This is a genomic window from Flavobacterium sp. (assembly GCF_035760125.1).
Classification (GTDB): domain Bacteria; phylum Bacteroidota; class Bacteroidia; order Flavobacteriales; family Flavobacteriaceae; genus Flavobacterium.
The window spans coordinates 1-15,755 of sequence record NZ_DASTTN010000382.1 but is presented as its reverse complement, the minus strand read 5'-3'; the positions used below and the strand labels follow the sequence as shown (position 1 = coordinate 15,755).

Sequence of the window (15,755 nt, the reverse complement as noted above, 5' to 3'; positions counted from 1 at the left end):
ATTAATTCGGGAGTATTAGAATTCAGAATACTTTATTACTAGAATTGCCATTTTATCTTTGAGATACTCCACGCTGAATCATAGGACTTGTTGTATTGTAGTTTGTGAGGCTTTACCTGAGAGGGTGGTTTTATGAGCGATTGAGGGGTAGAGGTTATAATGGGAGTTGGAAAGATAGAGGTAAGAAATACGGGAGGTGCTGTTTATGATTTATGTATTTGTCATAATTTGGAAATAGGATTCAGTTATATAAAAAAAAATTATATGTAAAATAAAATGTTATGGAGACTGTATAGGACTGTATTGTTTTTGAGAATCACTTTTTTTACCAAAAATAATTATTAAGACTTATAAAATTATGTAGTACAGCATGGTTAGGACCTAAAATAGAAATTTTTAAATTTACTATTTATTAATAAAGAAATTGTTGGGCTTTTATTATTACGAAGACTTTAAATCTAAATATGAGTTTGCTTTTATGATTTTGAGTTACAATTTTAAACGTTCTATTTATTTGATAATCTGCTTTTTTATTTCGCCTTTTTTATTTTATTTATTCGTAAATTTATATGTATAAAATTTTATATTACGATATTTTATTGAAATTTTGGAGAGCTTATTGGTTCTTACAAACTGGAGGCTAGCATTGAATTTATATTAATTAAAAAAAAAGAATAGACGTAATTTATTTTAATAGCTACGAATTAGAAATCTATTATATTTGATTTTCAAGAGAATTTATCTTTAATGAGTAATTGAGGATTATTTACCGCAAAAATTCTCTCAATTTAGTTTAGCATATCCATTAAATTTATGAAAAAAAACTCCAAAATTGCCAGTCTCAGAATTGATGAATTCTCTGCTACACCAAAGTATCAGCAGTTAGTCAACGCAGTGTTGAATGCTATCAAAAAAGGTATTCTTAAAAAAGGAGATGCTATGCCGTCTATTAATGAACTTAGTTTTGAATATGAGATTTCAAGGGTTACGATTGAAAAAGGATATAATAAATTGAGAAAAATGGGAATTTTAGAAGCCTTTCATGGTAAAGGTTATTTTATTACCAATACTGACATTTCTCAGGATTTAAAAATATTCCTGATGTTTAATAAATTGAGTGCCCACAAGAAAATAATCTATGATGCTTTTGTGGAGATTTTGAGTGAAAAAGCAACAATTGATTTTTATATTTACAATAATGACTATGCATTGTTCAAAAAATTATTGAATCAGCAAAAGAATGCTTATACCCATTATGTCATTATTCCCCATTTTACTGAAAAAGCGGAAGGATACCAATTATTGATTGAAGAAATACCAAAAGAAAAACTAATTATTGTTGGTAAAAAAATTGAAGGCATAACAGGAAATTACGGTGCAGTTTATGAAAATTTTGAAGATGATATTTATAATGCACTCAGCAAAGCTCTGGAACGATTGAGTAAATATCATACCTTGAAATTGATTTTTCCTGAGAATAGCTATTTTCCGGAAGAGATTATTAAAGGGTTCAAAAATTTTTGTTACAGTTATGCTTTCAATTATAAAATCGTGCATAACCTTGACCTTGAAGAAGTAAATGAGGGAGAAGTTTACATTAATTTGATGGAAGAAGATTTAGTAAAGATTTTGGATAAAATTATTTCTTTAAATTTAACGGTTGGAGAGCAAGTAGGCGTAATATCCTATAATGAGACCCCACTCAAAAAGTTTATTATGAATGGACTCACTACCATCTCAACGGATTTTGGAATTATGGGAAAGACTGCTGCAGAACTGGTATTGAATTCGTCTAAAGAACATATAGAAAATCCGTTTGAGTTAATATTAAGAGGCTCTTTGTAAATAAATTAAAAAATGGAATTACGAAAATTTAAATCTTTCTTGGTAGTGGCAAAAGAATTGCACTTTGGTAAAGCTGCCCAGAAATTGAATATCACCCAACCCGCTTTAACACATCAAATCAAAAATTTAGAAAGTGAATTGGGATTTGACCTTTTTGATAAGGACAAAAGAGCCAATAACAGAAAAGTTCAATTAACAGAAGCGGGTATTTATTTAATTAAAGAAATAACTCGTGTTATAGATCAACTTGATAAAACAATACAAGATGCTAGAAGTATTAGTGAAAAAAGAAAAGAATTTAGGATTGGAATACATAAGCTGAGCTCTAATGGTTTTTTTGAAATTTTACAAAAATTACAAAAAAATTTTCCAGGAGCAACGTTTAAAATAATTGAATTTTCTTCACTAAATTTAATTCAAGAAGCTATTTTTAAAGATGAAGTTGATTTTGGGTTGACTTTATTGCCAATTATTTTTAAAAACTTAAATTATCATATAATCGATAAAGATTATCTTAATTTAGTTATGTCAGTCGAACATCCTTTGGCCAAATATAAACAGATTAAATTAGAACAATTTCGAAATGACAAATGGGTAACAATAAGTAAGGAATTAATTCCTTCTTTTTTAGACGATTTAGAAATGAGTTGCCGAAATTTAGGGTTTTCCAGAGAAGCAAATATTGTTCAAGAAGTATCTAATATTGACCTTTTACTGGGATTAGTAGATTCTAAAGTAGGAGTCGCAATTTTACCATCAAAATATCCAATAAACACAGATAGAATCGTTTCCAAAGAATTGTTTATTTCTGATAATAAAAAAAAAGAAATTATAGCAGCTTTTGTTTTCAAGGATACATTTGATAAAGAATTTGAAAAAAAAATAATTGCATCTTTGTAAGTTAATACTCTTCCAATAAATTTTTTGAAAGAATTGAAAAACTATTCTTTATATATACTTTCCATTATTTTAATTAACGGTCTGTTTCTTTTCTTATTAATTATTTTTATTATAATAATTAATAAAAACAATTAAAATATAATACACTATAATCATAGAGTATAACAGTTCCGTTTTTATTATTTCCTTAATTTACAAGAAATCAATAAGTATTAATCACAATACTGAAGAAAACCACTTTTCGACATTATGGGAGTGAAACTTCTATAAAAATCATTTTAGATTTTAATGACTATTTTATAAAAAAAAATCCAAAATGTAATTGAATCTATTATATTAAAAATATGAAAAACTACAGCCTATTAATTATAGTGTTCAGTATATTTTTTGCAAACGCTCAAAATGTAATTCCTCTTTATCCCAATAAAGCGCCTGGTTCAGAAAACTGGAATTGGCAGGAAAAAGAAATATTCTCTAAAGCTTTTCAAACCCAAGTTGTTTACAATGTAACGCAGCCTACTTTAACTGTATATAGGCCTACTAATGTTATAGCAAATGGCACAGCAGTTATCATTTGTCCCGGGGGAGGGTTTCGTACTTTGTCTATAAATAATGAAGGAACTGAAGTGGCTAAATGGCTTAATTCTAAAGGTATAACTGCTTTTGTATTAAAGTATAGACTTGTGAAAAGTGAAACGGATAATCCCGTTAAAGAGTTAATTCCGCTACTTACTAATCGGAAAAAATTAGATTCAATCAATGCACCCGTTATTACTTTGGCTATTAACGATGGAGTGGCGGCAATACAATATGTTAGAGATCATTCGTCTGAATTTAAAATTGAGAAAAACAGAATTGGAATTATTGGTTTTTCAGCCGGGGCAGCAGTTACTGCGGGTTCCGTTTTTAATTACTCAAATAGTAGTAATCGTCCTGATTTTGCAGCATTAATATACGTGTATGTAGGAGCTTTAAAAAACACTACTGTTCCTGTTGATGCACCTCCATTATTCATTGCAGCAGCCACAGATGACTCATTGGGGTTAGCATCAAGCAGTGTAAAATTATACAGTGATTGGTTAGCTTCTGGAAAATCTGCTGAATTGCATATGTATTCAAAAGGAGGGCATGGGTTTGGGATGCGGAAACAAAATTTGCCAGTAGATAGCTGGATTGAACGTTATGGTGAATGGCTACATTTAAACCAATTTTTATAGAAATATTGCCTTAATATTTTATTGTGATTAGTTATTTTGATTAATATGATTAATAAAAGTAATTAAAAAACAGCTTTTCTATAACGATTGAGTAGGACAGTTAATAGAATCTATTATGATAAATTTGTTATATCAACTAGGAGCTAAGGATTTAAATATATTTTTTTAGATCTAAGGAAAATGGATGCTGGGTAAAATAAATGCATAAGCTTTCAATCTTACATAAATTTAAATCAATTCAAATTTTTATAAATACTTAATTAATTACAACATGAAAAAGTTAAATGTTTTTTTTGCAATAATGTTTTTTGCTCTGATCTTTACAAATAGTGCTGCTGCACAGGAGAAAAGTTCTTTTCTAGGAAAATGGGATGTAAACGTGGTTGGGACACCAGGAGGTGATAGTAAAATGATTATAAACCTTGTTGAAAAAGAAGGGAAATTAGCTGGAGCAGCAATAAATCCAGCAGATAATAAAGAGCTTTTTGCTTTTACAAAAGTAGAAGAAGAAGTAAACAAAGTTACTGTTTACTTTACTTCCCAAGGCTATGATGTTTATATGTATCTAGAAAAAAAGGATGCAGACAACTTAGAAGGCAGTATGATGGATATGTTTGATGCAACAGCTACACGAATTAAGTCATAACTGATTTTGAATAAGGTAGCCTTTGCTGCCTTATTTTTTTAGCAATTTTAAGATGCTAAAAAGGATAAATTAAAGATAGGTTAGGGATTTAGAATACCTAAAAAGAAGATTATGATAAGATATAAATATAAGAATCTAGTTGCAATATTTGCTTTTTCTCTAGTAACAGTAAACGCACAATCTCAAGATATAAAAATTAATGAAATTTTAAGCAAAATGAGCCTTGAAGAAAAGGCTAAGTTTGTTGTAGGTACAGGTATGAAAGCGAATAATGCTTCTGTAAATGGTGCTGTTGGAGCAACGATGGGGAAGGTAAATGGAGCTGCAGGAACAACTTTTCCTATTGATAGATTAGAGCTTCCTCCAATAATTACAGCTGATGGGCCAGCAGGTTTACGAATCGATCCTTTAAGGAAAGAGGATACAAAGACCTATTACTGTACGGCATTTCCTGTTGGGACTCTTTTAGCCTCTTCTTGGGATGTGAATTTAGTTGAGAAAGTAGGACGGGCAATGGGAAGTGAAGTAAAGGCCTATGGTGTAGATATATTATTGGCTCCGGGGATGAATATACAACGGAATCCATTAGGAGGTAGAAATTTTGAGTATTATTCAGAAGACCCTGTTGTGAGCGGATTTATGGGGGCTGCGATGGTAAATGGTTTGCAATCAAATGGAATAGGAACTAGTGTCAAACATTTTGCTGTCAACAATCAGGAAACTAACAGAACATCTGTAAATAGCATAGTGAGTGAAAGGGCTTTGAGAGAAATCTATTTGAAGGGTTTTGAAATTGCTTTGCAAAATTCAAAACCATGGACAGTGATGTCATCCTACAATAAGATCAATGGGGAATATGCATCTGAAAGTCGTGATTTACTAACAGGTATTTTGAGAGAAGAATGGGGATATAAAGGGTTTGTTATGACGGATTGGTTTGGAGGAAAAAACACTATCAGTCAGGTAAAAGCCGGCAATGATTTGCTTATGCCAGGTACTCCTAACAAAACAAAAGATATTATCAAAGCTATAGAGGATAAAACGCTGGATATTAAAGACCTTGATATTAATGTTGAGAGAATACTAAATATTACGGTTAAAACACCTTCTTATAATAAGTTAATAAACAACAATAATCCTGATCTAAAAGGCAACGCACAAATTTCCAGAGATGCTGCTGCACAAGGAATGGTGCTTTTAAAAAACAACAATGCTCTTCCAATTAAAAAGGAAACTAAAATAGCCTTATTAGGTAATAACTCCTATGATATTATTAGTGGAGGAACTGGAAGTGGAGAAGTAAATAAAGCGTACGTAATTAATTTAGATGAAGGACTTGTAAATGAGGGTTTTAAATTAGATAAAATATTTAGCAATAAATGGCGTACCTATCTTAAAGAGATAAAAGCCTTGATGCCAGTTCGAACCAATTTACTGGAAACTCCAAAGCCTTTGGATCAGATGCAGTTAACAGAGGAAGAGCTTGACCAATTGGCTAAAATGAATGATATTGCCATACTAACAGTTGGCAGAAATGGAGGAGAAGGGCATGATCGAAAAATTGATTATGATTTTAATCTTACTGCCGAAGAGAAATTGGCATTGAATAAAATAGCAGAGGCTTTCCATAAACAGAATAAAAAGGTAGTCGTTGTGTTAAATATTGACGGTGTGGTCGAAGTTGCTAGTTGGAGAGATACCGTTGATGCCATTTTATTGGCTTGGCAGCCAGGATTAGAAGGAGGTAATGCCATTGCCGATGTGCTGTCTGGAAAGGTAAATCCTTCCGGAAAACTTGCCATTACTTTTCCTGTCAATTATATTGATGTGCCTTCTGCCAAAACTTTTCCAGGTTTTTCAGAAGAGAAATCTAAAACAGCCTATTATAATGAAGGGATCTATGTAGGTTACCGTTATTATGATACTTTTAATGTAACTCCAGCTTATGAATTTGGTTACGGAATGTCTTATACGAGTTTTAATTATGATAAAATTAAACTAAGCGACAAACAGTTTAAAAATAAATTAAAAATGTCCGTTGACGTTACTAATAAAGGTAATAAGGCAGGAAAAGAAGTTGTTCAATTGTATATTTCTGCTCCCAAAAAAAATCTTAAAAAACCACTAAAAGAGCTAAAAGGTTTTGCTAAAACGAAACTATTGCAGCCCGGAGAAAAGCAAACACTAAACTTCACTATTACAGCAATAGATTTGGCTTCATATTATACAGACAAATCGTCTTGGATTGCTGATGGAGGAACTTATACAATACATATAGGTGCTTCATCAAAAGATATAAAAGAGACAGCTTCCTTTGCAATAGCCAAGGATATTGAGGTGAAAAAACTAAGTCATAAATTACCTTTAAAAGAAGAATTGAAGGAACTTGAGTAAAGCTTATAGTGAGTAAATAAAAAGCTATAATATATCTAAAACGATAAGTAAAATGAAATATATTCACCCTATAAACTGTGCTTTAAAGAAAATAGTACTTGTTACCATGATTCTTTTTTTAGGAATTACGACGATTTCGGCTCAATCTAAAAAAAACAGTAGCAGTAAATGGCTGCCTTATTTTGACTTTAATCTTGTTGAATTTTATAAGCCACTTCAAGAGTATGGCCCTTTTGCCCGCTGGTGGTGGCCAGGTAATGATGTTACAAAAGAAGAATTGCAAAGGGAAATTAATCTATTTGCTGATAATGGCTTTGCTGGAGTTGAAGTTCAGCCTTTGGTTATTGGTATACCAATGAATTCAAAAGTGCGGGCAAGGGTACAAAGTTGGGATACACCGGAATATTATGAAAATTTGAAAACGGTTATGGAAGTAGCTCGTAAGCGAAACATGACAGTAGATATAACAAATGGAAGTGGATGGCCTCCAGGCGGTTCTTTTTTAAATGCTGAAGATGGATTCCTTTCGTTAGAATTTAGCGAAGTAAAAGTTGATGGTGGAAAAAAAATGTCTGTTTCACTTCCTGCTGTTGAAAATAAATCAAGTGTTCAAGCAAGGTTACAAGCTGTTGTTGTCGCTAAAATATTAACTTCGTCAGGAGGTGAAAAAAATCAAGTTCGATTGGATCCTAATTCAGCACAAGTGGTCACTTCGTTTGTAATGAATAATACATTGAGTTGGACTTTTCCTACAGGACAATGGAAAGTGATTTGTTTTTGGAGTATTCCAAGTGGTGAACAAACTAACATTGCTGCTTCGCCTGATCAAGGACCGGTCTTAGATCATTTTTCGACACAAAAAGTTATTAAATCATATGAACATTTATTTGGCGAACGTACAGGTTTGCAACCTTATTTTGGTAATCCTATGCGAGCTGTTTTTAATGATAGTTATGAGTTCAAAGCTAATAGACATTATTCCTTAGATTTTATTTCTTTTTTCAAAAAGAATAGAGGTTATGATATTAGCCCTTGGTTGCCTGCCAATATGCAAAAAGGATATAATTTTGTTTTGTACTTAAGACCTGATGCAAAACCTGACTTTTATTTTTCAGACGAAGATTGGCGTTTAAGATATGATTATGACTTAACTCTAAGTGAATTGCTAGGGGAGCATTTCTTTAAAACCAGTAAAAACTGGATGGAGAAACAGGGTCTGATGCATCGCACCCAAGCCTATGGTTTAAATATGGACATGATTGCAATGGCAGGATCAGCTTCCATTCCTGAAACAGAAAGTATGCTGGGAGCAGAAGCCAATCTAAAGGTAATGACTTCGGGTAGTTTATTATACAACCGTCCTTTAATGACTGCCGAATCAACAGTGGCAATCAATCAGGCTTACACCACTACTCCACAAAAAGTACGTTTGGCTATTGATAAATTATTCGCTGTAGGAGTTAATCAGGTAATTTATCATGGTGTACCTTATCGTTATACGCCCGATAAATTAGGACCAGAAGGTTGGTATCCATTTTCTACACCATTTCTTCCCATGATTAATTTTTCATCTAATTTAGGTGAAGGAAATATTTTCTGGAAATATCAAAAAGATATTAATGAATATGTCAGTAGAATTCAATATGTTTTGCGATCCGGTAAAGCGCATGCGGATGTGTTGATTTACTATCCTTTTATGAATGTTGAAGGAATGCCTGAAAATCCTGAGGAGATTTTTACCAAAGGCTATATTGAGGATAAGAATGCTGTTTCAAAAGAAGCTTTAAATACGGAGAAATTAGATCCTGAAAAAGTAGCTTGGGCTGCTAAAGCTTATCCTTTGATTAATGAACTAGAAGCTAAAGGGATTTCTTGGATATTTGTAAATGATGCTTCTATTCAAGTGGCAAAATTAGACAAAGACCAACAAATTAATATCCGAGGCAATCATTTTCAGACATTGATGCTTATTAATACTCCTGTAATTCAGTTGAAGACGGCCCAACAGATAAAACTACTAGCAAACAAAGGCATGTATTTATTGGCTACTGGTGTATTACCGACTAAACAGCCTTCTTTTTTAAACTGGAATGAGAATGATCAAAAAACAGCTCAAAGTATAAAGGCTGCTTTAAAATCAAAAAACAGTATTTATATTCAAAATGAAAAAGAGCTAGATAAAGGTTTACAGCACTTTAATCAATCTGTGAGGTTTAATGATTCGTACCATTTTACGAGACAGGTTCAAAGAGAAATGACTGATGGCAGCCGTGTACATTTTATTTGGAATAAAAGTAATCAATGGCAAACAATGGTTTTGACATTAGCTAAGAAGTTCAAGTCAAGTTTTTGGATGAATGCTGAAACGGGGGCAGTTATAAAAAATGAAGGTTCTACAATTCAGTATAGAATTGCTCCTTATAGCTCAGTTATTTTATTTGCATCAACTACAACTAAAGAAGATAAAAACCAATTATCAACTTTGCCAATATTAGCAGATAATGGAAAAGAAATTCTAAGTATTGATCAATGGGATGTTAAAGCTGACAATATAGAAATCAAAGAAACATCACTTTTTGATTGGAAAACCAATGAAAAATTGAAGTACTCTTCAGCAGAGGGAATTTACAACTCTAAATTTCAATGGCAACCCGATAATTCTTCTAAACGTTATTTTCTAGATTTAGGTTCCGTTTGCTATACAGCTGAAGTATTTATTAACGGAAAATATGTTGGTAATAGAATTTTTGCACCCTATATATTTGATGTTACTTCCTTTCTTAAGTCAGGGACAAACCTGATAGAAGTACACATAACTCCTGGTCAGTTAAATGGATTTATTAGTAATGCAAAAAATGGAGATAAGAGATATGTTCAGTTTAAAGGGAAAGAAAATGAAATAATGTCGGCTGGTTTGATAGGTCCCGTTGTGATTAGATCAAATAAATAATTATTAATCAAGAGATAGACCTTAGCAATTAAAATTAGTATTTGTAAAAATTGAAAACACAATGAAAAAAACAGTTTTTCTTACTGGAGCGTCAGGAAATATGGGGCAAGAAACACTCAAACAACTTTTGAGCAGGAGTGAAAGATTCTATATAGTAGCTTTGGTATTACCAACAGAAAAAGATAAAAAAATAATGTCTTCCTATCAAGGCAATGATAATTTGAAGATAATTTGGGGAGATTTAACTAGTTATGATGATGTTTTTGCCTGCGTTATGGGTGCTGACTATGTACTTCATATAGGAGGAATGGTATCGCCAATGGCTGATTATTATCCAGAACTTACTACTAAAGTAAATGTGGGAGGAGCAAAAAACATAATAAAAGCTATACAATCACAACCTAATCGAGATGAAATAAAGTTGGTTTATATTGGTACCGTTGCCCAAACGGGTGACCGTAATCCACCAATACACTGGGGAAGAACAGGTGATCCGATAAAAATAAGTAAATATGATAATTATGCCATTACAAAAACTATTGCAGAGCGAGAGGTTATTGAATCCGGACTAAAATATTGGGTTTCACTGCGGCAGACAGGAATTTTGTATCCAAACATAGCTGATGCACTTGATCCAATTATGTATCATTTACCTGTTCAAGGCGTGTTTGAGTGGGTTACTGTAAAAGATTCAGGCAGAATAATGGCTAATGCCTGCGAAGATAATCTCCCCGAAGAATTTTGGAGAAGAATCTACAACATTGGTGGTGGTGAAAAATATCGAACTTTCAATTATGACTTTTTAATACAAAGTGGTAAAGCATCAGGAATAGCTGATATGACAAAAATGTTTGAGCTTAATTGGTTTGCGACACAAAATTTTCATGGACAATGGTATGAAGATTCAGATGAACTAGAGAAATATTTAAAATTTAGAACCGGTAGTATACAAGATCATCTGGAAGCAGTTAGAAATCAAGGAAAAGTAAAACGATTCTTTACAAAACTCATTCCTAGCTCATTTTTAAAAAAATACGTAATGAAACCAGTTGCTTATAAAAAAAAATATGGCACGATGGACTGGATCAAAAATAATAATACGGAAAAAATTGATGCTTATTTTGGGTCAAAAAAGCAATGGTCAGAAATACCAACTTGGGAAAAACACCAAGCAGTTGAGCCATCAAAAAATCCTATCCGTCTTTCGCATGGATATGATGAAAGCAAACCAAAATCAGAACTTGATATTCAAGATATAAATCAGGCAGCAGCTTTTAGAGGGGGTAAGAGTCTTTCAACTGAAATGAAAACTGGAGATTTAATTACTAAACTAAAATGGGAATGTGTCTTTAAACATACCTTTGAAGCAAGTCCAATGGTGGTATTGTTAGGCGGTCATTGGTGTCCTGAATGTATAGCCAGTGTCGATAATTATGAAGAAGAAGCAAGATATAACCCTTTCTTCAATCAAGTTTGGAGTCCAATACAAAAGTAGGAAAGTGTTTTATATAACAACTAGTAGTAAACAAATTACACAGACAATGAAAAAATATTTTTCAATCACCTTAATTATTACAGTATTGTGCTGTTTTACATTTAATCAAATAAATAGCCAATCTAAGCCAAATACAAAAGTGTCAAGCACTGCAGAATGGTTTCCGTATTTTAATTTTGATGGAACAAACTTTCAAAAGGCTCCTCGTGAATTTGGGCCTTTCACCCGTTGGTGGCTTCCAGGAAATGATATTACAAGTGAAGAATTACAAAGAGAAATTAAAATTTTTGCAGAAAAAGGTTTTGCTGGGGTTGAAGTACAACCTTTAACTATGGGGCTAAATCCCAAAGCACCTCAAGAACAAATTGATCGAGTGTACAGTTGGGACACCCCTTCTTTTTACGAACATCTTAGAGTCATTATGCAACAGGCGCAAATTTCGAAAGTTATTGTCGATATGAATGGAGGAAGTGGATGGCCGCTAGGAGGGTCATTTGTTGACCCTAAAGAGAGCATGAGAACCTTGGCTGTGGCCGATTCAGTCTTGGTATCTGGTAGTTTGTATAATGGATTAATACCGATGATGAAATTTCCTAAATCAAAATCAGGAGGTAATTCAGGAAGATCTAATATAGTAAAATCAGAATGGGGTGTTATAAAAAGTGTAATAGCGGCAAAAGTGCTGAAATCAGATGAAAAGCAAGCTGTACTAGATCAAAAATCAGTAGTTAATTTAACCGATAAAGTAATCAGTAATCGTTTAAATTGGCAAGTTCCCGTTGATGGTAACTGGCATTTAATTGTAAGTTGGAGTATTCCTTCGGCTGAAGAACCTTCTAATATAGCTTCAAAAGGTAGCAATTATGTAATAGACCATTTAGATCCTGCAATCGTAAATAAAAGCTATGATTATTTGTTGGGTTCCCGTACAGGTTTAACGGTTTATTATGCGAAACCGCTTCGTGCTGTTTTTAATGACAGTTATGAGTTTCATATCGATCGAATTATTTCCCCTGATTTTATTGAAGTTTTCAAAAAACAAAATGGCTATGATATTACACCTTATCTATCTTCTATAGTTCAAAAAGGCTATGATCATCCTACTTTTTTAGCAGCAATGTATTCAAGTGCAAAACCACCTTATGTGTTCGATGGTGATAATCAATGGCGATTGATGTATGATTATGACCAAACAGTCGCAGAGGTTTTTAAAAATAATTTTATAAAAACCTCCAACAATTGGATGCAGCAACACGGTCTTTTGCATCGTACACAGGCCTATGGTTTTCCAACAGATTTGATAGGTATGGCGGCGGCGGCAGACATTCCAGAAGCTGAGCAATTATTCGCTGAAGGGTCAGAAGGTTTTTTGAAATTAGTTACATCAGGAGCACATCTTAACAATAAACCAGTTATCTCGCAAGAGTCTTTCGTATCAGTGTTAAGAGCCGAAATGACAACACCACAAAAAATTAAAATTTGGGCTGACAAATCATTTGCTTGCGGAATCAATCAATTGATTTATCATGGATCCCCATACAAATATAATAATGGTGAGTTTGGAAAAGAAGGCTGGAACACTTGGTCGAGTCCATTTGTCCCTTTTATCAATTTTTCTACAGGTATGAATGAATCAGATCCGTTTTGGAAAGATTTAAAGAAAGTAAATCAGTATTTGGCTCGATGCCAATATGCTTTACGCGCGGGTAAACCACAAACTGATGTGCTAATATATATGCCATTTAATAATTTTTCGGAAGACCAAATTGGATTGAATCCAGAAGAGACGATGTTTAGAGGTTATTTCGAAGGAGTGGAGCCAGATATACAAGGATTTGGTGTTGTAAAACCTTCAGAAACAGTAGTTAATACTTGGTATAATAAACTATGGAAAACAGTCAATGAGCTAGAAGCAAAAGGCATTACATGGGAATTTGTGAATGATGAATATTTGCAAAAGGCGAACTTGTTGAATGGTAGTATCAATATTCAAGGAAATCAATATCAAACCTTGATTTTGGCTAATTTGCCTTACGTTAATCTAAAAACAGCAGAACTGATCCATAATTTGAATAAAACCGGTATGAATATTTGGGCTGTAGGTGACTATCCAAAAATGCAACCTTCTTATCTTGATTTTAAAAAAAATGATGAAGTAACAGCTGAATTAATGAGTGAAATTTGGAATGAAAAATACACTGTGAAAATAGTTTCAGAATTGCCCGTTGAATCAATCAATCAAAAAATACGATTTTCAAAAGAGGTTCATTTTTCAAGACAAATAAATCGTCAGATGGCTGATGGAAGTATTGTTAAATTTATTTCTAACAAAACGAACCAATGGCAAACTATTGATTTAGCGGTTGATGAAAAATTAGCCAATTGTTATTGGTTCAATGCCGAAGATGGTTCGGTAAGTCTTGCCAAGGGACAAAAAATAAACTATCGTCTTTCTCCTTATGGATCTGTAATTTTATATGCTTCGGCGAAGAAAATAAATGTAAAATCGATTGTTTCAAATCCTGTTGATGATTTTGCAAAAGATGTGGTTTCTGTCAGTAATTGGAATATGAAAATTGGAGAAAATTCATTTGAAAATGCACCTCTTTTTGACTGGAAAGACAACGAGAAAACGAAATTTAATTCAGAAGACGGAATTTACACTGCAAGCTTTTCTTTAGATAAAATTCAGGAGGGTAAGACTTATTTAGTCGATTTAGGTAAAGTGTTTTATGTAGCAAGGCTTAAAATTAATGGTGCTGATGTTGGGACAAGACTTTTCTCACCTTATAGTTTTAATATTACAAAGCTATTAAAACAAGGACTAAATACTATTGAAGTACTAGTAACGACTACTCGCAGAAATAGTTTTGCAGGTGAAGCTGAAAAAAAGAATTCTAAATATAAACAGTTTAAAGGAAAAGAAAAGCTGTTGGTTCCTTCTGGTCTAGTTGGTCCAGTTGTTGTGAAAGTAAAATAATTTAAAAGTCCACAATTATGGCAAGTCTATTTAAATCTCAGTAGGATTATTTGATAAGAATGATTTTAGATCTATTATTGTTACTCTTTTTCTACTTCTGACGAGAATCAGTATAACAATGGCATAAGCAACAAAAAAAGTTACATGATTACCCCTGTAATGGTAAGCCATTTTAAACTGCATAAGATTTTATAAATCTTATGCAGTTTTTTATATGAATACTATAATGATATAGACTAAATAGCAAGATTAAATCTGTAATAGTGATGAATACTGCTTTTGTTTTAAATTTTTATGATTATAATTTAGTTTATGAGCTTGATGATTATTTCTATTTTTCCAGAGAATCTTTAACTTACATATATTTATGATTATTTAAAATAATTAATTTAATTAATAAAAAGAATTGAAATTATTATTTCTATAACGATTGCGTAGGACAGTTACTAAATGGTCTATTGCTAATTTTGGATTATACAAAGCATAAAAAAATGTTATGTGTAAAAAAAACCAAAAATAAAAATATACTAACTAAAAAAAATCCAGAAATGAAAAAATTATTACAGCAACATCGATTTGGCCTATTCCTGATTAAGGGATTGGTGTTGTATTTGGGATTCTGTACTCAAGCGACGGCGCAACAAATGATTCAGGGAAAAGTTACAGATGAAAATAACCAATCACTATTTGGTGTAAGCGTAGCTATCAAAGGCACAAATAAAGGTACCAATACAGATGCAGAGGGTAAGTATTCTATTGATGCTAAAAATAATGCTACTTTAGTATTTAGTTATATAGGTTTTAAATCCAAGCAAGTGGTAATCTCTAATCAAACAACTGTTGATGTCGTTTTGCAAGAAGATTCACAAGCTTTAGATGAAGTGGTGGTTACAGGAGTTTTTGATAAGCGTACTAAAATGCAGTCTTCGGTTTCAATTTCTACTCTTAATGCTAAGCAAATAGACAGAGTTGCAATAACTAGTGCAGCTGATTTATTGAAAAATATACCAGGTGTATATGTTAATTCTTCTTTAGGCGAAATTCGAAATACTGTCTATTCTCGTGGTGTATCATCTGGTTCCAATGATGGAGCATCAGGATATTATTATGTTTCTATGCAAGAAGATGGATTGCCTGTAACGAATGCAACATTTGTAAATTATGGTCCCGATTATTTTCTTCGCACCGATGCAACATTAGGTAGATTAGAAGCTGTAAGAGGTGGAACTGCATCTATTTTGGGGAATAATGCACCAGGAGGAATTTTTAATTATGTGTCCAAAACTGGAGGAGATAGTTTTTCTGGTGAAGTTAGAGCTAGAAATGGT

9 protein-coding genes are annotated in these 15,755 nt (G+C 32.5%); all 9 read left to right on the top strand.

The annotated features are described in order from the left end of the window. Window positions 1–813: 813 nt before the first annotated feature. On the top strand, window positions 814–1,845 hold the full coding sequence (locus VFS71_RS13695; RefSeq protein WP_326401894.1) for a GntR family transcriptional regulator: 1,032 nt from the start codon (window positions 814–816) through the stop codon (window positions 1,843–1,845). Window positions 1,846–1,857: 12 nt separating this feature from the next. After that, window positions 1,858–2,745 carry a LysR family transcriptional regulator gene (locus tag VFS71_RS13690; protein WP_326401892.1) on the top strand — a complete coding sequence of 296 codons (888 nt, stop codon included), beginning with the start codon at window positions 1,858–1,860 and terminating at the stop codon, window positions 2,743–2,745. A 344-nt stretch (window positions 2,746–3,089) separates the two neighbouring features. Beyond that, window positions 3,090–3,962, top strand: a complete 873-nt coding sequence (locus VFS71_RS13685) for an alpha/beta hydrolase (RefSeq protein WP_326401890.1) — start codon at window positions 3,090–3,092, stop codon at window positions 3,960–3,962. Window positions 3,963–4,233: 271 nt separating this feature from the next. Further along, window positions 4,234–4,608: a hypothetical protein gene (locus tag VFS71_RS13680; RefSeq protein ID WP_326401887.1), complete on the top strand. Its 375-nt coding sequence runs from the start codon at window positions 4,234–4,236 to the stop codon at window positions 4,606–4,608. 111 nt (window positions 4,609–4,719) lie between these two features. Continuing rightward, window positions 4,720–7,002 (top strand): beta-glucosidase, encoded by a 2,283-nt coding sequence (locus VFS71_RS13675; protein WP_326401885.1) that lies wholly within the window; start codon window positions 4,720–4,722, stop codon window positions 7,000–7,002. Between the two features lie 52 nt (window positions 7,003–7,054). Continuing rightward, window positions 7,055–9,952: a glycosyl hydrolase gene (locus tag VFS71_RS13670; RefSeq protein ID WP_326401883.1), complete on the top strand. Its 2,898-nt coding sequence runs from the start codon at window positions 7,055–7,057 to the stop codon at window positions 9,950–9,952. Window positions 9,953–10,013: 61 nt separating this feature from the next. Next, entirely contained in the window at window positions 10,014–11,447 is a 1,434-nt protein-coding gene (locus VFS71_RS13665; protein ID WP_326401881.1) for an NAD-dependent epimerase/dehydratase family protein, read from the top strand. A gap of 46 nt (window positions 11,448–11,493) precedes the next feature. Further along, entirely contained in the window at window positions 11,494–14,427 is a 2,934-nt protein-coding gene (locus VFS71_RS13660; RefSeq protein ID WP_326401879.1) for a glycosyl hydrolase, read from the top strand. Window positions 14,428–14,975: 548 nt separating this feature from the next. Further along, window positions 14,976–15,755: carboxypeptidase-like regulatory domain-containing protein (locus tag VFS71_RS13655; protein WP_326401878.1), on the top strand; the 780-nt coding region annotated here is incomplete at its 3' end.

Coding starts and splice junctions, on each gene's coding strand:
- VFS71_RS13695 (WP_326401894.1), top strand. CDS start 814: ATGAAAAAAAACTCCAAAATTGCCAGTCTCAGAATTGATGAATTCTCT.
- VFS71_RS13690 (WP_326401892.1), top strand. CDS start 1,858: ATGGAATTACGAAAATTTAAATCTTTCTTGGTAGTGGCAAAAGAATTG.
- VFS71_RS13670 (WP_326401883.1), top strand. CDS start 7,055: ATGAAATATATTCACCCTATAAACTGTGCTTTAAAGAAAATAGTACTT.
- VFS71_RS13665 (WP_326401881.1), top strand. CDS start 10,014: ATGAAAAAAACAGTTTTTCTTACTGGAGCGTCAGGAAATATGGGGCAA.
- VFS71_RS13680 (WP_326401887.1), top strand. CDS start 4,234: ATGAAAAAGTTAAATGTTTTTTTTGCAATAATGTTTTTTGCTCTGATC.
- VFS71_RS13685 (WP_326401890.1), top strand. CDS start 3,090: ATGAAAAACTACAGCCTATTAATTATAGTGTTCAGTATATTTTTTGCA.
- VFS71_RS13660 (WP_326401879.1), top strand. CDS start 11,494: ATGAAAAAATATTTTTCAATCACCTTAATTATTACAGTATTGTGCTGT.
- VFS71_RS13675 (WP_326401885.1), top strand. CDS start 4,720: ATGATAAGATATAAATATAAGAATCTAGTTGCAATATTTGCTTTTTCT.